A 22,051-nucleotide genomic window follows, 5' to 3' on the forward strand; every position below is an offset into this window, starting at 1 on the left:
ACACGTGGGATACGCGTTCGACGTCCACGATGTCGCGCACCTGTCGGCCCGTCCCGAGGAACTGACCGAGGTCGACGGCTATTCGCTGACCCCGGCGTCGTTGGTGTCCGACATCGGGCGGATCAGGGCGACGTTCGGCGACCGCACGGCAGCGCTGGTCGAGACCGTCACCCTGCGTCGACGGGCTCGGGTCAAGTTGCCCTTCGCATCGTCCTGGCTGTTCACCGACGATGCCCTGCAGCAGTCCACCACGGAGCTGGTGTCGCGGCACCGGGCCGAGCGGCTGCGTGGTCGACGGGTGCACGACGTCACGTGTTCGATCGGTACCGAGCTGCACATCCTGCGTGACACGGCCGAGATGGTCGTGGGCAGTGACCTGGACCCGGTGCGTCTCGTGATGGCGCAGCACAACGTTCCGGGCGTCGCCGTGCTGCGGGCCGACGCTCTCACCCCGACCACGCGCGACACGGTCGTCGTCGCGGATCCGGGTCGACGGGCCGGGGGTCGACGCCGTCACGACCCGGCAGCGTTGGAACCGCCGCTGCCGGCCTTGCTGGACGTCTACGCCGGTCGCGACCTCGTCGTGAAGTGCGCGCCGGGCCTCGATGTCGACTCCCTGGATCTCGACGCTCGCGGGGTGCGGGCCGAGGTGGAAGTGGTGTCGCTGGACGGCGGTGTCCGAGAGGCATGCCTCTGGTTCGGGGGAGTCGCCGACGCATCAGTTCGTCGTCGGGCGACCGTGCTGCGATCGGACGGCACGCAGTGGACGCTCACCGACACCGAGCCGGACGACATCGACGAGGACAGGGAACCCGGCCGCTACATCGTCGACCCCGACGGCGCGGTCGTGCGGGCAGGTCTGGTGCGGCACTACGCCGCCCGACACCGCTTGTGGCAGCTCGATCCCCGCATCGCGCATCTCACGGGCGATGCTCTTCCCGCCGACACCACCGGATTCGAGATCGTGGAGCGCCTGCCGTTCACGGAGAAGATCCTGCGGAAGCGGTTGGCGGAGTGGGACTGTGGATCACTGGAAATCCTGGTGCGCGGGATCGACGTCGACCCGGCCGTTCTCCGACCTCGGCTCGACTTGCGCGGCAGTCGGCCCATGAGCCTGGTGATCACGCGGATCGGACGAACCGCCGCAGCCTTCGTCTGCGGGCCACGAACGTCCGGTGCGCAGCCGGATCAGCGGAACGAGTAGAGCGCACCCAGGGCAGTCGGAACGACGACCTCGCCCTTCGCGCCGACGACGACTCCGGGGCTGTAGCCGGTCGAGCCCGGCATCGCATCGGTGTCCACGGTCTCGCCGGTGGTCAGGTCGAACGTCACGAGCGACAGCTCGCCGTTGCCGGTGACGGTGTACCCGGTGGAACCTCCGGCCAGGGCGGGAGATCCTTGCTGCACCAGATCATCGCGCTTCCACAGGCTTTCGGGCCGATCACCGGCATCGCGGATGGCCTGCAGGCGACTGCCGGCCCCGCCCGCCGGGACGATGATTCCGTCGGGGGAGACGGCGACGCTGCCGGCCGCGCGATCACCGACGAAGTACGACCAGATGGGGGTGCCGTCCTCGGTGGAGTACGCGCGCACCGTGCCTTCGACGTCGGTGAGATAGACGCGCGAACCATCGGGCGAGAGAACGGGACTCGACGTGACCGAACTCGGCAGCAACGGTGAGGACCACGCTTCCTCGAGCGACGGGGTGTCACCGCCGGTGTAGGTCAGGGCGACCAGTTGCGGGGCGATCGCGCCGGCGCGCCACAGCACGACGTACACGGTCGACGAGTTCGGATCGACCGCGGGCGATGCGGCGACGGCGCAGTCGGGTCCGCCCACGAGGCAGGTCAGCAGACCGTCGTTCGCCGGGCGCAGTTCGGCATTCGGCGAATCGAGGGGGAGCGGCGGTGGGACGAGATCCAGGATCGGCGCCACGGCGACGCCGGTCTGGTTGCTCAGGACGTTGGTCTGACCGAACTGGGTCATCACCAGCACGTTGCCGTCGGGAAGGAACTGCGGTGTCCGGGGCACGCCGTACACCGGTGTACGCCAGCGAAGTTGGCCGTTGGGGTTGATCGAGCTCATGCTGCCGTCGTCGCCGGCGTAGAGGTTGGACGCCGTGTCCGCGACGGCGGTCGAGGAGATACCGGATGGTCCGAGGGAATTGCAGAACCGCTTACGGCCCGTCGCTCCCTGGAACGAGCCGAGGGCGCACCCGACATCCCCGGTCGACGTGACCGTTACCTGGCCGTCGGGTCCGATGGACGGCCGAGTGGCCGTGGGCGCACCGAGCGGGCGCGTCCAGTCCAGGGCGAGCTCACGCGACCCGTTCGTGGTCACCGAGGCGCTGTTGTGGGCGTCCGACAGACCTCCCTGCCACCCGGCGTGCCCGAAGATGTCGATGGGATCGGTGTCGGACGCGCAGGCTCCCAGAAGGAGCGCGCTCACCGCGGCGACGGACACGGCGGCGGCCCGTACCCGGGCGGCGGGCGCCGGCCGACGAGCGCGAACCGAGGCCCGCGTGTTCTCGTCGTGCATGCACTCTCCTGACGGTCTGTCCCTGATCGGCACGCACGAGACTATCGGCTGAAAAGATCCGCCCGGCCCCCGGCCTGCGGATGGTCCTCACGACAGTAAGGTGCCGGTCATGACGAGCATGTGGAACGCGCCGCTGCGGACACGGTGGAAAGGTTCGCGTCGACGGGACGCCGACCAGGCGCGGTTCCTGACGCCCGCGTCGCTGAAGTGGGTGATCGAGCACAAGGCGTACACGCCCTGGTATCTGGTGCGGTACTACCGCCTGGCGAAGTTCAAGGCCGCCAACCCCCATGTGGTGTTGCGCGGCATGGTGTTCCTGGGCAAGAACGTCGAGATCCACGCGACGCCGCAACTGGCGCGGCTCGAGATCGGGCGCTGGGTGCACATCGGCGACGGCAACGCGATCCGTTGCCACGAGGGGTCGTTGCGCATCGGTGACAAGGTGGTCTTCGGCAAGGACAACGTCGTCAACACCTATCTCGACATCGAGATAGGTGCGTCGACGCTGGTGGCCGACTGGTGCTACATCTGCGACTTCGATCACCGCACCGACGACGTCACGGTGCCCATCAAGGATCAGGGCATCGTCAAGTCGCCCGTGCGCATCGGACCCGATACGTGGATCGCGGCGAAGGTGACGGTGCTGCGCGAGACGGTCGTCGGTCGCGGATGCGTCCTGGGTGCGCACGCGGTGGTCAAAGGCCACGTACCCGACTACGGCATCGCGGTCGGTGCGCCCGCTCGCGTCGTGCGCAATCGGAAGGCGGACTGGGAGGCGGGCGCCGAGGATCGGGCGAGATACGTTGCTGCACTGGAGGACATCGCGCGCAAGAAGGCCGCGGGGCCCGACCCGACGGTCTGAGATCTCAGTCGCGTTCGGGTAGCGGACGTTCCACGATGTCCGGCCGGCCGGACGCGAACCGCACACGACGTTTCGCGTCGGTGTAGACCGCCTCGGTCTCGGCGGCGACGCTCTTCCAGTCGAAGTCCGACGTCAGCCGAGCCCTGGCGGCCTCACTGCGTCGGCGGGTACCGACCGGATCGTCCAGGGTGCGTCGCACCGCGGCGGCCAGGGCGGCGGGATCGCCTGGCGGGAACGACATTCCGGTGACGCCGTCCACCACCGCCTCGCCGAGCCCTCCCGAGGTCGACGCGACGAGAGGGGTCCCCGCCGCGGCACCCTCGAGGGCGATGATTCCGAACGGCTCGTAGCGGCTGGGAAGCACCAGCGCGTCGGCGCGGTGCAGGTGGCCCAGGACGCCCTCGTGTTCCAGCGAGCCGACGAAGGTGACCGAGCGGCGGACGCGGTGGATGCGTGCGAGATCGATCAGCCAATCCACCTGGGTCCCGTCGCCGACGACGGTCAGCGTCGTACCCGGGTGCGTCCGGCGGATACGGGGAAGCGCGGCGATGAGGTCCTGCACGCCCTTCTCGTATTCCAACCGTCCGACGTAGAGGAGTGACGGCGCACCGACCCGCCGAGTCCGCGGCTCGAACGACCATGTGCGCGTGTCGATCCCGTTGCGGATGACGTGCGGCGGCGCGGGGAGTGGACCGAAGAGTCGAGTGACCTCGTCCGCCATCGAGGCGGAACAGGTGATGACGGCGTCGGAGTCGCGCGCGAGCCACCATTCGATCGAATGGACCTGACGGTTCACGCGACCGGATACCCAGCCGCTGTGTCGCCCCGCCTCGGTCGCGTGGATCGTCGACACCAGGGGCACGTCGTAGAACTCGGCCAGCGCGATCGCAGGGTGTGCCACCAGCCAGTCGTGCGCGTGCACGACGTCGGGAACCCAACCGTCGCCGATTCCCGGCTTGGACAGGGCGAGTCCGGCACGGACCATGGCGTGACCCATGGCCAACGTCCACTCGATCATGTCGACGCCGAACGTGAAGTGCGCGGGATCCTCCGCGACCGCGACGACCAGGACACCCTCGGCGACATGCCCGACGGTGGGGTGCGTGGCGGCATCCGTTCCGGTGGGTCGGCGGGAGAGGACCACGACCTCGTGGCCGGCGGCGGCGAGTTCGGTGGCCAGGTGGTGGACGTGCCTGCCCAGTCCGCCCACGACGACGGGTGGGTACTCCCACGACACCATCAGGACCTTCATGCCGATGCCTTCCCGCTGCCGGTATTCGAGGCTCGCAGTCGACGCGCATCGAGGTCAGGAAACAGATCGTCCGCCTGGTTCCACCCCGACGCAAGAGCAGCCGCGCGGTCGTGGTGCCCGCGGATCCTGGCCTCGGCGATCTCCCGGACCGCATGAGCGTGCTTGTGCGCCCGTTCCCGCGCGTAGTGCGCGGCCGAATCCTTGCTCACCATGAATGCCCAGTCGCTCGAGAGCGTCAGCATCGTCTCGCGCAGGATCTGATCGGCGACGCGGTCGCGCAGACCCGTGCCGCCGCCGGCATCCACGGCGGCGAGTGCCGTCGCGGTGACCTCGGCATTGAGGTCGACGAGGTCGTGCACGGGTTCGCCGGCCCAGACGCGCCAGTCCTTCCCGGACCCCCAGGAGGTGTCGGGGAGCTCCACCGGTGTTCCGACGAAGCCGTCCCGGCGTGCCCGATTCAATGTCCCGATGCGGATTCCCGCCTCGGGAAGTGCGCGCAGCACCCCGGCTAGCCACGCGGGACCCTCGTGCCACCAGTGCCCGAACAGTTCCGTGTCGAATGCGGCGACGACGAGCGCCGGTGCACCGGTGCGATCGCGCTCGGAGCGCAGTCGATCACGGACGACGTCGACGAAATCGTCGACGTGTCCGCGCACGGCCGCGGCGGCCAGGGCGGGGTCGTAGGGAGCCTTGTCCGGACCGTCGACGTGGCGTCCCGTGACGCGCGCCGGCTTGAGTCCGGTCGCGTGGTCGTAGGTGTGGAAGTCCCGGTAGGCGGCGTGACCCGGGTAGCCGGACTTCGGCGACCACACCCGGTAGCTGACCGACAGGTCCCGGCCGAAGGCGACGACGTCCGAGGTGCCGACCGGCCGTCCCGCGGACGTATCACCGTGCAGCGCCGGGCCGTCGACCATGAAGTGCCCGATTCCTGCGCGTGCGTAGTCGTTCTCCATACCGGAGGTGAAGGCGCATTCGGGCGCCCAGATGCCGTCGGTTGCCCGGCCCCACCGACGTGCCGCGTCCGCCCGTCCCTCGCGCAGGGCGAAGGTGCGCAGACGTGGGTCGAGGAGTGGCTGGAACGGATGCATCGACGGGCCGCCGAGCAGTTCGACCGCGCCGTCGTCGGCGAGTCCGCGCAGCAGTGGTGATCCACCGTGACGCCAGTGGGTCTCGAAGTCGCGGAGTGCGTCCGCGGCGCGCCGGTGCTCGCGGTGCCCCAGCGCGCGGCGGTCGGGGTCACGGGACGCCGCGGCCTCGTCGGCTCTGAGCTGCCAGTTGCCCAGCCAGTGGTGCATTCCGTCGAGGCTGTGCGAGTCGTCGAGCTGTGCGGCGAGTACGGGGGTCACCCCGAGCGTCAGCAACTCGGTCCGTCCCTCGTCCGCCAGGGTCCGGAGTTCGCGGACGACGGGCAGATAGGAGTCGGCCCAGGACTGGTACAGCCATTCCTCGCCGACCGGCCAGCGTCCCTGGTGCGCGAGCCACGGCAGGTGGGAATGCAGCACGAGGGCGAACATGCCCGGTTCGGTCGTGCCTGATCCGGTCACGCAGTCGTGCCTGACGGCTTCCGTGCGACGGCGACGAGATCGAGGCTGTCGTCGATGTCCTCGGCCCGCAGGTCGAAGTCGTCCGAGGTGATCCCGGCGACGTCCCGCACGAGCGCGTCCGGCCAGGGTTCCCCAGCGAGGGCGCGCTCGATCTGCGCGTCGATGAAGGACCCGCCGTGTGCCCGGTCGAGCTCGCGAAGCCGCGCGCCGTGATGCACACCGGTGACCGCGTCGATGTCGAACCCGGCGTCGTGCAACAACTCTCGGAGTTCCCGGTCGTTCAACTCGCGCGTGTGGAACGGGTTGAGCGGCGTGTCGCGGCCGGGGGAGAAGGTGATGCGGTTCGGGGTGGAGATCAGGAGTCGGCCACCCGGTACGAGCACTCGGAAGCACTCGCGGAGGAACTGCGCCTGGTCCCACAGGTGCTCGATCACCTGGAAGTTCACCACGGCGTCGACGCTGCCGGTCCGCAGTGGAAGGGACGCGAGGTTGCCCCGCGTCATGGCGACGGACGGGTAGCGCCGGTCCACGTGCTCGGCCGCGCTGCGGTCGTAATCGAGTCCGATCACCTGCGTCGCCGACTCCGCGATCATCGCGGCGCCGTAGCCCTCGCCGGAACCGGCCTCGAGCACGACCTCGCCGGAGCAGGACGGGGCGAAGTGCCGGTAGACGACCTCGTGGCGACGGAACCAGTAGTTCTCCTCGTCGATGCCGGGGACCGTGCGTTCACCGGTGAGGGGGAGTGCTGCCCGGGTAGCGTCGCTCATCCGGGCGAGAGTAGTTCCCGCCGGGGGCGGCCGGGAAATCGGTCCGCGGCCGGCGTGCGCGACACCCGATCGGCGAAGGACGTGCTGACGGGGGGTGCTTTTCCCGCGCGGAAGGAGTAAGTTACCCATCAGTAACCACGAATGGGGTAACGTCCACGACACGACGGACCCGAGGTCCGCTTCGGGTCCGCGCTACGAATTCACGACAAGCACGAACTGCACGACAAGCACGACAGCGCATGACCTGATTCACCGACACCGGTACACAGGAGGAAGACGAAGACCATGACGAACATCGTCGTTCTGATCAAGCAGGTTCCCGACACGTGGTCCGAGCGCAAGCTCTCCGACGGCGACTACACGCTCGACCGCGACGCGGCCGACGCCGTGCTCGACGAGATCAACGAGCGGGCCGTCGAGGAAGCACTCCTCATCAAGGAGCGTGACGGAGGCGAGGTCAAGGTCCTCTCCGCCGGTCCCGACCGCGCCACCGAAGCCATCCGCAAGGCCCTCTCCATGGGTGCGGACAGCGCAGTGCACGTCAACGACCCCGCCATGCACGGTTCCGACGCAATCCAGACCGCGTGGGCTCTCGCAGCCGCACTCGGACAGGTGGAGTTCGAGAACGGCGAAGCGGCCGACCTGGTCATCGCCGGCAACGAGGCGACGGACGGTCGTATCGGCGCCGTTCCAGCGATCATCGCCGAGTACCTGGGCATCCCGCAGCTCACGCAGCTGCGCAAGCTCGTCGTCGCCGACGGCAAGGTCAGCGGAGAGCGCGAGACCGACGAGGGTGTGTTCGGCCTCGAGGCGGAACTCCCGGCCATCGTGAGCGTCACCGAGAAGATCAACGAGCCGCGCTTCCCGTCCTTCAAGGGCATCATGGCCGCCAAGAAGAAGACGGTGCAGGTTCTGACCCTGGCCGACATCGGCGTGGACCCGGAGACGGTCGGCGTCGCCAACGCCGGCACCACGGTCACGACGGTCACCCCCAAGCCCCCGAAGACCGCCGGTGAGCGCGTCAACGACGAGGGAGACGGCGGCACCAAGGTCGCCGAGTACCTGGTCGCGCAGAAGATCATCTAGATCCCCGTCACCGGCATACATCCTTTCCGCACGAAGCATCTCAGGGAGAAGCACCATGGCAGAGGTACTCGTACTCGTCGAGCACGCCGACGGGGCATTGAAGAAGGTCACCAGCGAACTGATCACCGCGGCTCGCGTCCTCGGTGAGCCGTCCGCAGTCGTCACCGGTGCGCCCGGCACCACCGACGCGATCGCCGCCGCACTGACCGAGGCCGGCGCCGCGAAGATCTACGTCGCCGAGTCCGCGGACGTCGACGGCTTCCTGGTCACGCCGAAGGTCGACGTGCTGTCGTCGCTGGCGGAGTCCGTCTCGCCCGCCGCGATCCTCACGTCCGGCGGTATCGAGGGCAAAGAGGTCGCCGGTCGTCTGGCCGCGCGTCTCGGCGCCGGACTGCACCAGGACGTCGTCGCGATCAACGCCGACAAGTCCGCCACCTACTCGATCTTCGGTGGAGCGTTCACCGTCGAGGCGAAGACCAACGGCGACGTTCCGGTCATCTCGCTGCGCCCCGGCGCCATCGAGGCGGAGCCGCAGGCAGGCGCCGGCGAACGTGTCGACGTCGAGGTTCCCGCCCAGGAAGACGCCGTCGTCAAGGTGACGTCGCGTGAGCCGGTCGCCGGTGGCGACCGTCCCGAGCTCACCGAGGCATCGGTCGTCGTGTCCGGTGGACGTGGCGTCGGCAGCGCCGACAAGTTCTCCGTCGTCGAGGATCTGGCCGACTCGCTGGGTGCCGCTGTCGGTGCCTCGCGCGCAGCCGTCGACTCCGGGTACTACCCCGGACAGTTCCAGGTGGGTCAGACGGGCAAGACCGTTTCCCCACAGCTGTACGTCGCACTCGGCATCTCCGGCGCCATCCAGCACCGCGCGGGCATGCAGACGTCGAAGACCATCGTCGCCGTCAACAAGGACGAGGAAGCGCCGATCTTCGAGATCGCCGACTTCGGCGTCGTCGGTGACCTCTTCGCAGTCACGCCTCAGCTCGCCGAGGCAGTGAAGAAGCGCAAGGGCTGATACCCGGACATCACCGAAAGGCCCCGCCACCCCGACAGTCGTCGGAGTAGCGGGGCCTTTTCCGTTCGTGCACCTTCCGGTCATGTGACGTTGTGGGCGACGTCGTATCGGCTCGCTACACATGTCGCATGACACCTTCGGTCATGACCTCGTACTCCACTCTCGAGCACGAACAGGTGCTCGTCGCCGACAAGCATCACTCTCTGATCCTCGGATCAACACCGCAGCACGTGCTCGCGGCACAACGACTGCGCGCGACCGTCTTCCGCGGTGAGGACGGCTTCCGGTCCGCCTCCTTCGAGAACGACCTCGACGCGGACCGCTTCGACGCCCACTGCGATCACCTCCTGGTCGTCGACAACCGCAGCGGCGACATCGTCGGTTGCTACCGCATGCTCACTCCCGACGGCGCCGAGCAAGCGGGCGGGTACTACACCGCCACCGAGTTCGACATCAGTGAGCTGCGAGCCCACGAACTGCGCACTGTCGAGATGGGCCGGGCCTGCGTGCTGGACGGCCATCGGTCCGGATCGGTACTCGCCCTCATGTGGTCGGGCATCCTGAAGTACATCGATCTGGGCGGGTACGACCGCGTCATGGGCTGCGTGTCCGTACCCATGAGCATCGGAGACGGCGAACCTGTCGGGGCGCACGTCAAGGGTGTGCACGATCTGGTCGAGAAGCGTCACCGTTCCGACGTCCGCGCCTATCCGCGCACACCCGTCCGAGTCGACGGGGTGGATCTCGCCGACATCGCCGCCCCGTCCAGGACATCGGTTCCGGCGCTGCTGCGCGGATACCTGCGCATGGGCGCGTCCATCTGCGGAGACCCCGCTCACGACGCGGACTTCGGTGTCGCCGACTTCGTCGCACTCCTGCACATGAAGGACGCCAACGTCCGCTACCTCGACCGCCTGCGGTCGGCCGCGGAGACGGCGGAGTCGCGTTCGTGACGACGCACGCCTGGATGCCGCACAGCCCGTGCGGCACGGGGTGTCATCCGGCTCGGTCGGCCACCGTCGGCACCGTCCGGGTCGTGCTGCGCTGCGTTCTCGTCGCGGTGATCCTCCTCTTGGTTCCCGTGCTGGCTGCCGGACGACTGCTGCCCACCGCCGGGCGCCGAGCGGTGGCCCGATCCGGGGCACGCGGCCTGCTGGGTGCCCTCGGGATAGGTTTGTCGGTGCACGGCGCGCCCGAGCCCGGATCCTCGACGTCGACAGGCACGCTCGTGGTCGCGAACCACATGTCCTGGACCGACGTGCTGGTGCTCGCCGCGTGCTTCCCGTGCCGATTCGTGGCGCGCGCCGACCTGGTCGACTGGCCGGTACTGGGGATCCTGGCGCGCATCGTCCGCGTCGTGCCCATCGCGCGGGAACGACTGCGCACACTTCCCGCAACGGTCGGTGACGTGACCGACGCGCTGCGCGGTGGAGCCACCGTCGTCGTCTTCCCCGAAGGCACGACCTGGTGCGGCACGGCCTACGGCTCGTTCCGTCCCGCTCTCTTCCAGGCGGCTGTCGACGCGGGCGCCGTGGTGCGTCCCGTCGGCATCTCCTATCGCGACGGCGACGGTTCGCCGACGACGGCGACGGCCTTCGTCGGAGACGAGGGCATCGGTGACTCGATGGCGCGGATTCTGAGGCTGAAAGGCCTCCGCGCCGAGGTTCGCATCTGCGAGGACATCGCCCCGATGAACGATCGACGACTGCTGGCCCGCTGTGCCGAGCTGGCGGTCCGTCGACAGGCGGACGTCCTGACCGTCCCACCGCTGCGCACCGTCGACTCGAATTCTCGGACCACGGGTCGGCTCGAAGCCGCTGTCGCGAGTCCGGTCGGGTGAGCTGACTCTCTGCCGAGGACGCGTTCCCGCGGGGCGCGGTGGACCACCAGCCGGACCGGTTATCCTGGACACCGTCATGCCCCAGCCCATACGCGTGCCGGCGGAGCCGGTGTACCTCGATCATGCTGCGACCACTCCCATGGTGGACGCGGCCGTCGAGGCGATGACCGACGTGTTCCGCACCGTCGGGAACGCGTCGTCCTTGCACGGGTCGGGTCGCCAGGCTCGTCGCCGCATCGAGGAATCGCGCGAGTCCATCGCCGCGGGTCTGGGTGCGCGACCGTCCGAAGTCATCTTCACCTCCGGGGGTACGGAGAGCGACAACCTCGCCGTCAAGGGCATCTTCTGGGCTCGTCGTGCGAACGATCCCCGGCGTGTGCGCGTCATCACCAGCGCGGTCGAGCACCATGCGGTCCTCGACGCGGTGGAGTGGCTCGAACGGCACGAGGGTGCCGTCGTCACGTGGCTGCCCGTCGACTCCGAGGGTCGCGTGGCTCCGTCCACGTTGCGGCGCGAACTCGAACTCCACGCCGACGAGGTCGCGGTGGTGTCGATCATGTGGGCCAACAACGAGGTCGGCACTGTCATGCCGATCGCCGAACTCGCTGCCGTGTCGGCGGAGTTCGGCATTCCGATGCACAGTGACGCCGTGCAGGTGGTCGGGGTGCGGGACGTCGACTTCGCGGCCAGCGGGCTGTCGGCGTTGTCCATCGCCGCCCACAAGTTCGGTGGACCCCACGGTGTGGGTGTGCTGCTGCTCGGCCGGTCCGTGCCGTGCGAGTCCTTGTTGCACGGTGGGGGACAGGAGCGCGACGTGCGCTCCGGAACGCCGGACACGGCCGGAGCGGTCGGCATGGCCGCCGCGCTCGACGTCGCCGTCTCGTCCCGCGCCGACACCGAGATCCGGCTGGCCGCGCTGCGGGACCGGATGATCGACGGCATCGTCGAGGCCGTCCCCAGCGCGACGGTCAACGGTGCCCGCGGCGCCGACCGTCTTCCGGGCAACGTGCACGTCACCTTCCCCGGGTGCGAGGGTGACTCGTTGCTGATGCTTCTCGACGCGTCGGGCATCGAGTGCTCGACGGGGTCGGCCTGCACGGCAGGCGTCGCGCGTGCGAGTCACGTCCTGCTCGCCATGGGAGTCGATCCGGACGACGCACGGGGATCCCTGCGATTCTCCCTCGGCCACACCAGCACCGACGCCGACGTCGATGCCCTGCTGGAGGCACTGCCGCGCGTCGTCGAACGCGCACACGCCGCCGGCATGGCGTCCACCTCGAGATAGAAGGAAAGAAGACATGCGAGTTCTTGCTGCCATGAGTGGCGGAGTCGATTCTGCCGTCGCGGCGGCGCGAGCCGTGGACGCGGGGCACGACGTGGTGGGCGTGCATCTCGCGCTGTCCACCGCCCCCGGCGCACTGCGCACCGGATCACGTGGTTGCTGCTCCAAGGAGGATGCCGGCGATGCGCGGCGTGCCGCCGACGTTCTCGGGATCCCGTTCTACGTCTGGGATTTCGCGGACCGCTTCAAGGAGGACGTGATCGACGACTTCGTCGCGTCCTACGCGGCGGGCGAGACCCCCAATCCCTGCCTGCGGTGCAACGAGAAGATCAAGTTCGCCGCCCTCGCCGACCGTGCGGAAGCGCTCGGTTTCGACGCGGTGGCTACCGGCCACTACGCCCGACTCGAGGACGGCGTGCTGCGTCGCGCGGTCGACGCCGACAAGGACCAGAGCTACGTCCTCGGGGTCCTGACCTCGCGCCAGCTGTCGCGGGCCATGTTCCCCATCGGAGACACCCCGAAGGCCGAGGTGCGCGACGAGGCCGCACGGCGCGGTCTGGCCGTCGCCGACAAGCCCGACAGTCACGACATCTGCTTCATCCCGTCCGGTGACACGCGGGCATTCCTGGGGGCCCGCATCGGTATCCGTCCGGGCGCGGTCGTCGATGCCGACTCCGGCGCCGTCCTGGCCGAGCACGACGGTGTTCACGGTTTCACCGTCGGTCAGCGCAAGGGCCTCGGTGTCGAGGGACCGGCCGCCGACGGCAAGCCGCGGTACGTCACGTCCATCGAGCCCGAGACCGGCACGGTGCGTGTGGGTTCGGCCGACCGCCTCGACGTCCATGCGATCGACGCGGCTCGTCCGGTCTGGACGTCCGGAACGGTGCCGGACGGATCGTTCGACTGCGTCGTGCAGGTACGGGCGCACGGCGGGATGGCCGACGCCGTGGCACGGGTCGAGGGTGACGTCCTCCACATCGACCTCCGCACCCCGCTGACGGGTGTCGCACGTGGACAGGCCGCGGTGCTGTACCGGCCGGATGCTGCCGGCGACGAGGTCATCGGCAGTGGCACCATCGCCGGTACCTCCGCACGGTCTCCGCAGACCGCGTGAGCCGTTCCGAGGACGGCCCGGGAGCCGATTTTGCTGCACGGGTCGCCGGACTGGCGACGGGCCTCGGCTCGTGGCCGGGAACGGACATCGCGAATTCGGTGACCACCGTCATCGGTGAGCTGCCCGATCTTCCCCACGTCGTGGAACTGCCTGCGCGCGGACTGGGCGCGGACATGATCGGCCGGACCGGTGTCCTGTTGGTCGACATCGAACTCGATGCCGCCACCAGCGGCTACCGGGTGAGCGCCCGTCCCAGCGGTACCGGTCGGCGTGCACGCGACTTCCTCGCCGAGGACCTCGACGTCCTCGAGGAACAGTGGGAACTCGCCGGTCTTCGCGGCAGCGGGCGCACCGTCAAAGTGCAGGCTGCCGGACCGTTCACGATGGCCGCCGACGTGGAGCTCTCGCACGGGCACAGGGTGCTGACGGACCGGGGAGCGCTCCGGGACATCACGGAGTCCCTGGCCGAGGGTGTGGCGGCACATGCCGCCGAGGTCGAGCGTCGGCTGGGCGTCTCCGTCGTCGTGCAGCTCGACGAGCCCCGCATCGCCGCCGTACTCGGCGGTCGGTTGCAGGGGGTCACCAGCATCGAGCAGATCGCCCCGGTATCGGCTCCCGACGTCGCCACCCTTCTCGGCGCGGTGGTCACCAGGGTGGGCCGCCCCGTGATCGTGCACACCTGCTCCGCCGACGTCCCCTTCGAGGTGTTCACCCGTAGCGGTGTGCACGGCGTCGCCTTCGACCTGTCGCTCCTCGAGTCGTCACGATACGACGCCGTCGGGGATTTCATCGAGAGCGGTGGCGTCCCTGTTCTCGGTGTCGTGCCGGGGACGGACCCGGTGACATTCCCCGGGTGGCGCGAGAGTGCCGCGCCGGCAGTGGAATTGATCGACCGGCTCGGCTTCCCGCGCCGCTACCTCGCGGAGCGGGTGTCTCTCGCCCCCGCGTGCGGTCTGGCCGGCGCGTCGATGCCGTGGGCCCGCCATGCTCTGACCGTTCTCCGGGACGTCCGAGCCGCCTTCTCGGAGGACCCGGACTCGCTGTAGACGTCGGCGTTGCGTGTCCTGCGGGCACGTTTCGGTGTCGGCACCCTCGGATAGTCTGCGGACGTGGACGACGTCGAGACACCTCAGGAGCTCACCCCCGCGACGGCGGAGCAGAAGCAGCAGTGGGACGAGCTCGCCGAGGAGGTACGCGGGCACCAGTTCCGGTACTACGTCCGCGATGCGCCGGTCATCTCCGACGGTCAGTTCGACGAACTGTTGAAGCGTCTGCAGGCCATGGAAGAGGAACGCCCCGACCTGCGGACGCCGGATTCGCCGACGCAACTGGTCGGCGGTGGCTTCGAGACCGACTTCACCGCGGTCGACCATCTCGAACGAATGTTGTCTCTGGACAACGTGTTCGACGCGGACGAGCTACGTGCCTGGGTCCGCCGCGTAGAGGTGGAGGCGGGCGAGAACCTGCACTACCTCTGCGAGGTCAAGATCGACGGCGTCGCTCTGAATCTGATCTACGAGAACGGACGCCTCGTCCGCGCCGCTACCCGCGGTGACGGTCGTACCGGTGAGGACGTCACGCTGAACGCCCGCACCATCGACGACATACCTGAGCGCCTCACCGCGACCGAGGAGTTCCCGGTCCCCACACTGCTGGAGGTGAGGGGCGAGGTGTTCTTCCGCCTCGAGGACTTCCAGGCGCTCAACGCGTCCTTGGTGGAACAGGGCAAACCGCCGTTCGCCAATCCCCGCAACTCCGCTGCCGGGTCGCTGCGGCAGAAGAATCCCGCCGTGACCTCGCGCCGGCGCCTGGGCATGATCTGCCACGGCTTCGGCCGGATGGAAGGCTTCGATCCAACGGCCCAGTCGGTGGCGTACGACGCGCTCGCCGCATGGGGTCTGCCGGTGTCCACCCACACCGTGCTGGTGCAGGGCGTCGACGCCGTCGTCGAGCGGATGGAGTACTGGGGTGAGCACCGGCACGCGGTGGAGCACGAAATAGACGGTCTCGTGGTCAAGGTCGACGAGATGTCGCTCCATCGCCGGTTGGGCGCGACGTCCCGCGCTCCCCGGTGGGCCATCGCGTTCAAGTACCCGCCCGAGGAAGCGACGACGACACTTCTCGACATCCGGGTCAACGTCGGCCGAACCGGTCGCGTGACTCCGTTCGCCTTCATGGAGCCCGTCCTCGTCGCCGGGTCGACCGTGTCGCTGGCAACTCTGCACAACGCGTCCGAGGTCGTCCGGAAGGGTGTTCTGATCGGGGACACCGTCGTCATTCGTAAAGCCGGAGAAGTGATTCCGGAAGTGCTCGGTCCCGTGGTGGACGCGCGGACCGGTGACGAGCGCGCGTTCGTCATGCCGACACACTGCCCCGAGTGCGGCACCGAGTTGGCTCCGGCCAAGGAGGGTGATGCGGACATCCGCTGCCCCAACTCGCGGTCGTGCCCCGCGCAGTTGCGGGAGCGTGTGTTCCACGTCGCCGGTCGCGGCGCGTTCGACATCGAGGTGCTGGGGTACGAGGCAGCCACGGCGCTGCTGTCGGCGTCGGTGATCGAGGACGAGGGCGACCTGTTCGATCTCACACAGGAGCAGCTCACCCGCACCGAACTCTTCCGCACCAAGGCGGGCGCGCTGTCCGCGAACGGCCGTCGGCTGTTGGACAACCTCGGACGCGCCAAGGACCAGCCGCTGTGGCGCGTCCTGGTGGGCCTGTCGATCCGCCATGTCGGTCCGACGGCCGCCCGCGCGCTGGCGGCGCGGTTCGGCAGCCTCGACGCGATCAGGGCCGCCTCGGAAGAGGAACTGGCTGCGGCGGACGGAGTGGGTCCCACCATCGCTCGCGCCGTCGTCGAGTGGTTCGACGTCGACTGGCACCGCGCGATCGTGGAGAAGTGGTCGGCCGCGGGCGTACGCATGGAGGACGAGCGCGACGAGAGCATCGAGCGGACGTTGGACGGTATGTCCATCGTCGTGACCGGGTCGTTGGCCACCTTCACGCGCGACGACGCGAAGGAGGCCATCCTTGCCCGAGGGGGCAAAGCTGCGTCGTCGGTGTCGAAGAAGACGGCGTTCGTCGTCGTCGGCGAGGCACCCGGTTCGAAGCACGACAAGGCACTCGAGCTGGGGGTCCCCGTTCTCGACGAGGACGGATTCAGGGTGCTGCTGGCCGACGGCCCGGATGCGGCGCGAGCCACGGTCGAGTCCGCCGACGGTGCGTCAGGCGAGGACGGTAGCGACGATTCCGGCTAGGTAGCCCAGTCGAGCGATCTCCGACGGACGGAAGTCGGGACCGCCGGGGCGTCCGAGCACCAGAACGGCCCCCGAGCTGCCCAGTGGTGCGGCGGCGAGGGTGGTGTCCATGTCCTTCCAGGACTTCGGCACCCAGTCGCCCTCGGCGTCGAGTACTGCCGGCTTGGTCAGCGGCATCCACGGCATGTCGGCGGGGCGCGACTCCGGCGCCCCGGAACTGCCGACGATGATCGCCGGACCCTGATCCGTCATGCCCACCACCGTGCTCCAGCCGACACGGAGAACACGCGGTGCACCGTCGACCAGGACCTGGAACCTGTCGTCGTGCGCCGTGGCGACTCGATCGATCAGTTCGAGTTCTCGGTGAGTGTCGAGGATGCCGGAGTACGGCCGGATGGAGTCGACACGCACGTCGGCGAGCTTTTCGGCCGCGGTGATGAGAGTGTCCGGAAGAGCGCCCTGCGCGACATCGACGACCAGGTCGTCGACGGCGAATCCGGCGCCACGTTCGATGACGTCGAGCGAGAGAATGTCGGCCCCGACCGATCCCAGCGCGACGGCCAACGCGCCGAGACTGCCCGGTCGATCGGGCAGTTGGACTCTCAACAGATAGGACACGCGGTCATCCTTGCACTGGTCGCCACCACTATCGACTCACACGGGCAGCGCCGACGAGGCCGTCGCTGCCGGTATCGCGCCACGAACTAGGCTTCGTGCCATGCGTTACGAAACTAAGGGGGCCTGACGGACGTGTCTGCCATATCCCGCGACGAGGTCGCTCACCTCGCCCGACTGTCCCGCCTCGCACTCGGTGACGACGAGCTCGATGCCTTCGCCGGCCAGCTCGACGCCATTCTCGACCACGTGAAGGCGGTCTCCGAGGTCGACGTCACGGACGTCGATGCGACGGCCAGCCCGTTGGCTGTGACCAACGTCACCAGGCCTGACGTCATCGTCCCTGGCCTGCAGCCGGAGAGCGCGCTCGCCGAGGCACCCGCCTCCGAACAGAGCCGTTTCGCCGTACCGCGCATCCTGGGAGAAGAAGGATGACCGACCTCGTCCGCAGCACGGCCGCAGACCTCGCTGCCAAGATCCGCACCCGTGAGGTGTCCGCCGTCGAGGTCACTCGTGCGCACCTCGATCGCATCGCCGAGGTCGACGGCACGCTGCACGCGTTCCTGCACGTCGCCGGCGACGAGGCGCTCGCCGCGGCCGAGGCCGTGGATGTCAGCCTCGACGCCGGAGACGCTCCCGCGTCTCCTCTCGCCGGTGTGCCGTTGGCGCTCAAGGATGTCTTCACCACGACCGACATGCCGACCACCGCGGGCTCGAAGATGCTCGAAGGCTGGGTCTCGCCGTACGACGCCACGGTGACCGCACGTCTGCGCGCAGCGGGAATTCCGTTGCTGGGCAAGACGAACATGGACGAGTTCGCCATGGGTTCGTCCACCGAGAACAGTGCGTACGGCCCCACGCTGAACCCGTGGGACACCACCCGCGTTCCCGGCGGATCGGGCGGCGGTTCCGCTGCCGCCCTCGCGTCGTTCCAGGCACCGTTGGCCATCGGCACTGACACCGGCGGCTCGATCCGTCAGCCTGCCGCCGTGACCGGCACCGTCGGGTGCAAGCCCACGTACGGCGGTGTCTCACGCTTCGGTCTGATCGCGTGCGCCTCGTCGCTGGACCAGGGCGGCCCGTGCGGCCGCACCGTTCTCGACACGGCGCTCCTGCATCAGGTCATCGCCGGCCACGACCCCCGTGATTCGACGTCGGTCGACGCTGCGGTGCCGGATGTCGTCGAGGCCGCTCTGCGCGGAGCGGGCGGCGATCTGACGGGTGTCCGCGTCGGCGTCGTCAAGGAATTGCACTCCGATGCCTATCAGCCCGGGGTCATCTCGTCGTTCGACGCGGCTGTCGAGGTGTTGACGTCCTTGGGAGCCGAGGTCGTCGAGGTCTCGTGCCCCAGCTTCGAGCACGCGCTCGCGGCCTACTACCTGATCCTCCCGTCTGAGGTGTCGTCCAACCTCGCGCGTTTCGACGCGATGCGGTACGGATTGCGTGTCGGCGACGACGGCACGCACAGCGCGGACCAGGTGATGGCGATGTCCCGTGCCGCCGGATTCGGTGCGGAAGTCAAGCGCCGCATCATGATCGGCACCTATGCGCTGTCGGCCGGTTACTACGACGCGTACTACGGCCAGGCGCTCAAGATCCGCACACTCATCGCTCGGGATTTCGACCGGGCCTACGAGAAGGTGGATGTGCTGGTCTCGCCGACCACCCCGTCGACGGCGTTCGCGCTGGGCGAGAAGGTCGACGATCCCATCGCGATGTACCTGTACGACCTGTGCACCCTCCCCATCAACCTCGCGGGGCATCCCGCGATGTCGGTGCCGTCGGGTCTTGCGGACGGTCTGCCCGTCGGATTGCAGATCATGGCTCCGGCCATGGCGGACGACAGGCTCTACCGCGTCGGTGCCGCCTACGAGGCGGCCCGCGGGGAGTTCCCGCACCCGTCCGCCGTCTGATCGACGATCGCCGCTCCCTGCTCGGGCCCGTACCGGTGTCCGTGCCCGGCAGGGGCGTCGGTCGCCAGGATCAGGTCCACAGTCGCGGATGCGAATGACAACACCGGAAACCACGGTGGCACAGGGCAATCGCTGCGTCCGACGCCGAGATCGCCGCGCGACTCGTCCTCGCCGAACAGACCGTCAAGACCCACGTCAGCAAGGTTCTGGGCAAACTCGGTCTGCGGGATCGAGCGCAGGCCGTCGTCGTGGCGTACGAGAGCGGCGTCGTCACGCCCGGGTGATCGCACTCGGAATATGTGAGTCCGACCGCACCGATCCGGCCCGGGCGTAGCAAGATGGTGCCCAGCACATAGCGGGCACCGCTCGCGATGAACCGGCACAGTGAGAGGTTTCGGACCATGCGTATCGGAGTACTGACCGGCGGCGGCGACTGCCCGGGACTCAACGCGGTCATCAGGGCCGTCGTACGCACGGCCGACGCCCGATACGGATCTTCCGTGGTCGGCTTCCTCGACGGGTGGCGAGGGCTGCTCGAGGACCGTCGCATCCAGCTCCGCAACGACGACCGCAACGATCGCCTCCTCACCAAGGGCGGCACGATCCTGGGAACCGCCCGCACCAATCCCGACAAGTTGCGCGCCGGACTGGACCAGATCAAGCAGACGTTGGACGACAACGGAATCGACGCGCTGATCCCCATCGGCGGCGAGGGCACTCTGACCGCGGCGCACTGGTTGTCGCAGGAAGGCGTGCCGGTCATCGGCGTTCCGAAGACCATCGACAACGACATCGACCGCACCGACGTCACGTTCGGGTTCGACACCGCCCTGACCATCGCGACGGACGCCATCGACCGACTCCACAGCACGGCGGAGTCGCACCAGCGCGTCATGCTCGTCGAGGTCATGGGACGCCACGCGGGGTGGATCGCGCTGCATTCGGGTCTGGCGTCGGGCGCGCACATGACGCTGATTCCGGAGCAGCCCTTCGACGTGCAGGAAGTCTGCGATCTGGTGAAGAAGCGTTTCCAGCGCGGCGACTCGCACTTCATCTGCGTCGTCGCCGAGGGTGCCACGCCGAAGGAAGGGTCGATGGAGATCCGTGACGGCGGCATCGACGAGTTCGGTCACATCCGATTCACCGGCGTCGCACAGCAACTGGGTGTCGAGATCGAACGGCGCATCAACAAGGAAGTGCGCACGACGGTCCTCGGCCATGTGCAGCGCGGCGGCAAGCCGACGCCGTACGACAGGGTCCTGGCGACACGCTTCGGCGTCAACGCTGCCGACGCCGTCCACGCGGGGGAGAAAGGCAAGATGGTCTCGCTCCAGGGCGCGGAGATCGGTCTGGTCGAGCTCGAGGACGCCGTGGCTCGGCTCAAGCGTGTACCCGAGAGCCGGTACCGCGACGCCGCCGCATTCTTCGGCTGACTTCGGCCGTAAACTGGGCGCATGACTGCAGCCACCTCTTCCGCGACGAGCCTGATGGACTACGACGAGGTGATCGCCCGGTTCGACCCCGTTCTGGGCATGGAGGTCCATGTCGAGCTGGGCACCGCGACGAAGATGTTCTGCGGGTGCCCCACCGAGTTCGGTGCCGAGCCCAACACGCAGGTGTGCCCGGTGTGCCTCGGACTCCCGGGTGCGCTGCCCGTGGTCAACGCCGCGGCCGTCGAGTCGGCGATACGCATCGGACTGGCGTTGAACTGCTCGATCACCCCGTGGGGGAGGTTCGCGCGCAAGAACTACTTCTACCCGGATCAGCCCAAGAACTATCAGATCTCGCAGTACGACGAGCCCATCGCCACCGAGGGGTACCTCGACGTCGTGCTCGACGACGGATCGACCTGGCGCGTCGACATCGAACGTGCGCACATGGAGGAAGACACCGGTAAGTCGCTGCACGTCGGCGGTGCCACCGGTCGGATCGACGGGGCCAGCCACTCGCTGCTCGACTACAACCGAGCCGGAGTGCCCCTCGTCGAGATCGTCACCAAGACGATCGAGGGCGCGGGAGAGCGTGCCCCCGAGGTCGCTCGCGCCTATGTCACCGCCCTGCGCGAGTTGATCCGCGAACTCGGTGTGTCCGACGTCCGGATGGACCAGGGATCGCTGCGGTGCGACGCGAACGTGTCGTTGATGGAGAAGGGTGCGCCGGAATTCGGGACGCGCACCGAGACCAAGAACGTCAACTCCCTCAAGAGCGTCGAGGTCGCGGTGCGCTACGAGATGCGCCGTCAGGCAGCGGTTCTCGCCGACGGCGGGGAGATCACCCAGGAGACGCGCCACTTCCAGGAGGCGGACGGCAGCACGTCTCCGGGCCGCAAGAAGGAGACCGCCGAGGACTACCGGTACTTCCCGGAGCCGGACCTCGAGCCCGTCGCACCCGATGCCGCGTGGGTCGAGGAACTGCGCGCTACCATCCCCGAGGCACCCTGGATCACGCGCGCCCGGATCCAGAAGGATTGGGGCTGGTCGGATCTGGTGATGCGCGACGTCGTCAACGCCGATGCGCTCGGTCTCATCACGGCCACCGTCGACGCCGGCGCGACCCCGGACGCCGCCCGCAGCTGGTGGGTCGCCTACCTCTCCCAGCAGGCCAACGCACGCGAGGTCACCCTCGCGGACCTGCCCATCACCCCGGTCCAGGTCGCGCGAGTGGCGGCGCTCGTCGCCGATCGCACGCTGACCAACGCCAACGCTCGCAAGGTCGTCGACGGTGTACTCGCCGGTGAAGGTGACCCCGACGCGGTCGTCGAAGCACGCGGACTCGCTGTCGTGCAGGACGATTCGGCTCTGGAAGCAGCCGTGACCGAGGCACTCGCCGCCAACCCGTCGGTGGCGGAGAAGATCCGCGGCGGCAAGGTCCAGGCCGCCGGAGCCATCGTCGGTGCGGTCATGAAAGCCACCAAGGGTCAGGCAGACCCGGCCCGAGTCAAGGAACTGGTCATCGCCGCCTGCAGCTAGCCCGCC

General features: G+C 68.7%; 19 protein-coding genes and 1 pseudogene. 15 read left to right on the forward strand and 5 right to left on the reverse strand.

What is annotated here, in order from left to right:
• Window positions 1-4: 4 nt before the first annotated feature.
• A complete protein-coding gene (locus RU01_RS20735; RefSeq protein WP_042576481.1) occupies window positions 5-1,204 on the forward strand; it encodes a THUMP-like domain-containing protein in 1,200 nt (399 codons plus the stop codon).
• Here RU01_RS20735 and RU01_RS20740 read toward each other — a convergent pair.
• Entirely contained in the window at window positions 1,189-2,538 is a 1,350-nt protein-coding gene (locus RU01_RS20740) for an outer membrane protein assembly factor BamB family protein (protein WP_042576482.1), read from the reverse strand. The genes RU01_RS20735 and RU01_RS20740 overlap by 16 nt on opposite strands.
• A gap of 109 nt (window positions 2,539-2,647) precedes the next feature.
• Between RU01_RS20740 and RU01_RS20745 the strand changes: the two genes are divergently transcribed.
• On the forward strand, window positions 2,648-3,400 hold the full coding sequence (locus RU01_RS20745; RefSeq protein WP_042576483.1) for an acyltransferase: 753 nt from the start codon (window positions 2,648-2,650) through the stop codon (window positions 3,398-3,400).
• A gap of 4 nt (window positions 3,401-3,404) precedes the next feature.
• On the opposite strand, the gene RU01_RS20750 is transcribed toward RU01_RS20745, so the two are convergent.
• The 3 genes from RU01_RS20750 to RU01_RS20760 are packed head-to-tail and all read right to left on the reverse strand — an operon-like array spanning window position 3,405 to window position 6,963.
• The gene (locus RU01_RS20750) at window positions 3,405-4,652 is read right to left on the reverse strand and encodes a glycosyltransferase family 4 protein (RefSeq protein WP_042576484.1); all 1,248 of its coding nucleotides are present in this window, start codon (window positions 4,650-4,652) and stop codon (window positions 3,405-3,407) included.
• Complete coding sequence (locus RU01_RS20755; protein ID WP_042576537.1) at window positions 4,649-6,166, reverse strand: 1,4-alpha-glucan branching protein domain-containing protein; 1,518 nt, start codon at window positions 6,164-6,166, stop codon at window positions 4,649-4,651. Before RU01_RS20755 ends, RU01_RS20750 begins: the two co-directional genes overlap by 4 nt.
• A gap of 26 nt (window positions 6,167-6,192) precedes the next feature.
• A complete protein-coding gene (locus RU01_RS20760) occupies window positions 6,193-6,963 on the reverse strand; it encodes a class I SAM-dependent methyltransferase (RefSeq protein ID WP_042576485.1) in 771 nt (256 codons plus the stop codon).
• A 285-nt stretch (window positions 6,964-7,248) separates the two neighbouring features.
• On the opposite strand from RU01_RS20760, the gene RU01_RS20765 reads away from it, so the two are divergent.
• From RU01_RS20765 to ligA, 8 genes are all read left to right on the forward strand, one after another.
• Window positions 7,249-8,049, forward strand: coding sequence for an electron transfer flavoprotein subunit beta/FixA family protein (locus RU01_RS20765; protein ID WP_042576486.1), 801 nt, complete (start codon window positions 7,249-7,251; stop codon window positions 8,047-8,049).
• 55 nt (window positions 8,050-8,104) lie between these two features.
• Window positions 8,105-9,061, forward strand: a complete 957-nt coding sequence (locus tag RU01_RS20770) for an electron transfer flavoprotein subunit alpha/FixB family protein (RefSeq protein ID WP_042576487.1) — start codon at window positions 8,105-8,107, stop codon at window positions 9,059-9,061.
• 143 nt (window positions 9,062-9,204) lie between these two features.
• Complete coding sequence (locus tag RU01_RS20775) at window positions 9,205-10,014, forward strand: GNAT family N-acetyltransferase (RefSeq protein WP_042576488.1); 810 nt, start codon at window positions 9,205-9,207, stop codon at window positions 10,012-10,014.
• On the forward strand, window positions 10,011-10,901 hold the full coding sequence (locus RU01_RS20780) for a lysophospholipid acyltransferase family protein (RefSeq protein WP_156149030.1): 891 nt from the start codon (window positions 10,011-10,013) through the stop codon (window positions 10,899-10,901). The genes RU01_RS20775 and RU01_RS20780 overlap by 4 nt, the downstream gene beginning before the upstream one ends.
• 76 nt (window positions 10,902-10,977) lie before the next feature.
• Window positions 10,978-12,186: a cysteine desulfurase family protein gene (locus tag RU01_RS20785; RefSeq protein ID WP_042576489.1), complete on the forward strand. Its 1,209-nt coding sequence runs from the start codon at window positions 10,978-10,980 to the stop codon at window positions 12,184-12,186.
• A 13-nt stretch (window positions 12,187-12,199) separates the two neighbouring features.
• Complete coding sequence (gene mnmA / locus RU01_RS20790; protein WP_042576490.1) at window positions 12,200-13,297, forward strand: tRNA 2-thiouridine(34) synthase MnmA; 1,098 nt, start codon at window positions 12,200-12,202, stop codon at window positions 13,295-13,297.
• A complete protein-coding gene (locus RU01_RS20795) occupies window positions 13,294-14,343 on the forward strand; it encodes a methionine synthase (RefSeq protein WP_042576491.1) in 1,050 nt (349 codons plus the stop codon). Before mnmA ends, RU01_RS20795 begins: the two co-directional genes overlap by 4 nt.
• A gap of 63 nt (window positions 14,344-14,406) precedes the next feature.
• Window positions 14,407-16,548: an NAD-dependent DNA ligase LigA gene (ligA, locus tag RU01_RS20800; protein WP_042576492.1), complete on the forward strand. Its 2,142-nt coding sequence runs from the start codon at window positions 14,407-14,409 to the stop codon at window positions 16,546-16,548.
• On the opposite strand, the gene RU01_RS20805 is transcribed toward ligA, so the two are convergent.
• Window positions 16,516-17,166: an ACT domain-containing protein gene (locus RU01_RS20805; RefSeq protein WP_042576493.1), complete on the reverse strand. Its 651-nt coding sequence runs from the start codon at window positions 17,164-17,166 to the stop codon at window positions 16,516-16,518. The two genes, ligA and RU01_RS20805, sit on opposite strands and share 33 nt — an antisense overlap.
• A gap of 132 nt (window positions 17,167-17,298) precedes the next feature.
• Between RU01_RS20805 and gatC the strand changes: the two genes are divergently transcribed.
• The 5 genes and pseudogenes from gatC to gatB all read left to right on the forward strand — a co-directional run bounded on the left by gatC (window position 17,299) and on the right by gatB (window position 22,045).
• On the forward strand, window positions 17,299-17,598 hold the full coding sequence (gatC, locus tag RU01_RS20810) for an Asp-tRNA(Asn)/Glu-tRNA(Gln) amidotransferase subunit GatC (RefSeq protein WP_042576494.1): 300 nt from the start codon (window positions 17,299-17,301) through the stop codon (window positions 17,596-17,598).
• Window positions 17,595-19,076, forward strand: a complete 1,482-nt coding sequence (gatA, locus tag RU01_RS20815; RefSeq protein WP_042576495.1) for an Asp-tRNA(Asn)/Glu-tRNA(Gln) amidotransferase subunit GatA — start codon at window positions 17,595-17,597, stop codon at window positions 19,074-19,076. Before gatC ends, gatA begins: the two co-directional genes overlap by 4 nt.
• 137 nt (window positions 19,077-19,213) lie before the next feature.
• Window positions 19,214-19,360 (forward strand): annotated as a pseudogene (locus RU01_RS22640) (LuxR C-terminal-related transcriptional regulator); the annotation flags it as partial.
• Between the two features lie 117 nt (window positions 19,361-19,477).
• Window positions 19,478-20,509 carry an ATP-dependent 6-phosphofructokinase gene (locus tag RU01_RS20825; protein WP_042576497.1) on the forward strand — a complete coding sequence of 344 codons (1,032 nt, stop codon included), beginning with the start codon at window positions 19,478-19,480 and terminating at the stop codon, window positions 20,507-20,509.
• A 21-nt stretch (window positions 20,510-20,530) separates the two neighbouring features.
• Window positions 20,531-22,045 (forward strand): Asp-tRNA(Asn)/Glu-tRNA(Gln) amidotransferase subunit GatB, encoded by a 1,515-nt coding sequence (gatB, locus tag RU01_RS20830; RefSeq protein WP_042576498.1) that lies wholly within the window; start codon window positions 20,531-20,533, stop codon window positions 22,043-22,045.
• Window positions 22,046-22,051 lie beyond the last annotated feature (6 nt).

This window comes from Rhodococcus sp. MEB064, from assembly GCF_000834565.1.
GTDB lineage: Bacteria > Actinomycetota > Actinomycetes > Mycobacteriales > Mycobacteriaceae > Rhodococcoides.

Coding starts and splice junctions, on each gene's coding strand:
- RU01_RS20740 (WP_042576482.1), bottom strand. CDS start 2,538: ATGCACGACGAGAACACGCGGGCCTCGGTTCGCGCTCGTCGGCCGGCG.
- RU01_RS20745 (WP_042576483.1), top strand. CDS start 2,648: ATGACGAGCATGTGGAACGCGCCGCTGCGGACACGGTGGAAAGGTTCG.
- RU01_RS20750 (WP_042576484.1), bottom strand. CDS start 4,652: ATGAAGGTCCTGATGGTGTCGTGGGAGTACCCACCCGTCGTCGTGGGC.
- RU01_RS20755 (WP_042576537.1), bottom strand. CDS start 6,166: ATGTTCGCCCTCGTGCTGCATTCCCACCTGCCGTGGCTCGCGCACCAG.
- RU01_RS20760 (WP_042576485.1), bottom strand. CDS start 6,963: ATGAGCGACGCTACCCGGGCAGCACTCCCCCTCACCGGTGAACGCACG.
- RU01_RS20765 (WP_042576486.1), top strand. CDS start 7,249: ATGACGAACATCGTCGTTCTGATCAAGCAGGTTCCCGACACGTGGTCC.
- RU01_RS20770 (WP_042576487.1), top strand. CDS start 8,105: ATGGCAGAGGTACTCGTACTCGTCGAGCACGCCGACGGGGCATTGAAG.
- RU01_RS20775 (WP_042576488.1), top strand. CDS start 9,205: ATGACCTCGTACTCCACTCTCGAGCACGAACAGGTGCTCGTCGCCGAC.
- RU01_RS20785 (WP_042576489.1), top strand. CDS start 10,978: ATGCCCCAGCCCATACGCGTGCCGGCGGAGCCGGTGTACCTCGATCAT.
- mnmA (WP_042576490.1), top strand. CDS start 12,200: ATGCGAGTTCTTGCTGCCATGAGTGGCGGAGTCGATTCTGCCGTCGCG.
- gatA (WP_042576495.1), top strand. CDS start 17,595: ATGACCGACCTCGTCCGCAGCACGGCCGCAGACCTCGCTGCCAAGATC.
- RU01_RS20825 (WP_042576497.1), top strand. CDS start 19,478: ATGCGTATCGGAGTACTGACCGGCGGCGGCGACTGCCCGGGACTCAAC.
- gatB (WP_042576498.1), top strand. CDS start 20,531: ATGACTGCAGCCACCTCTTCCGCGACGAGCCTGATGGACTACGACGAG.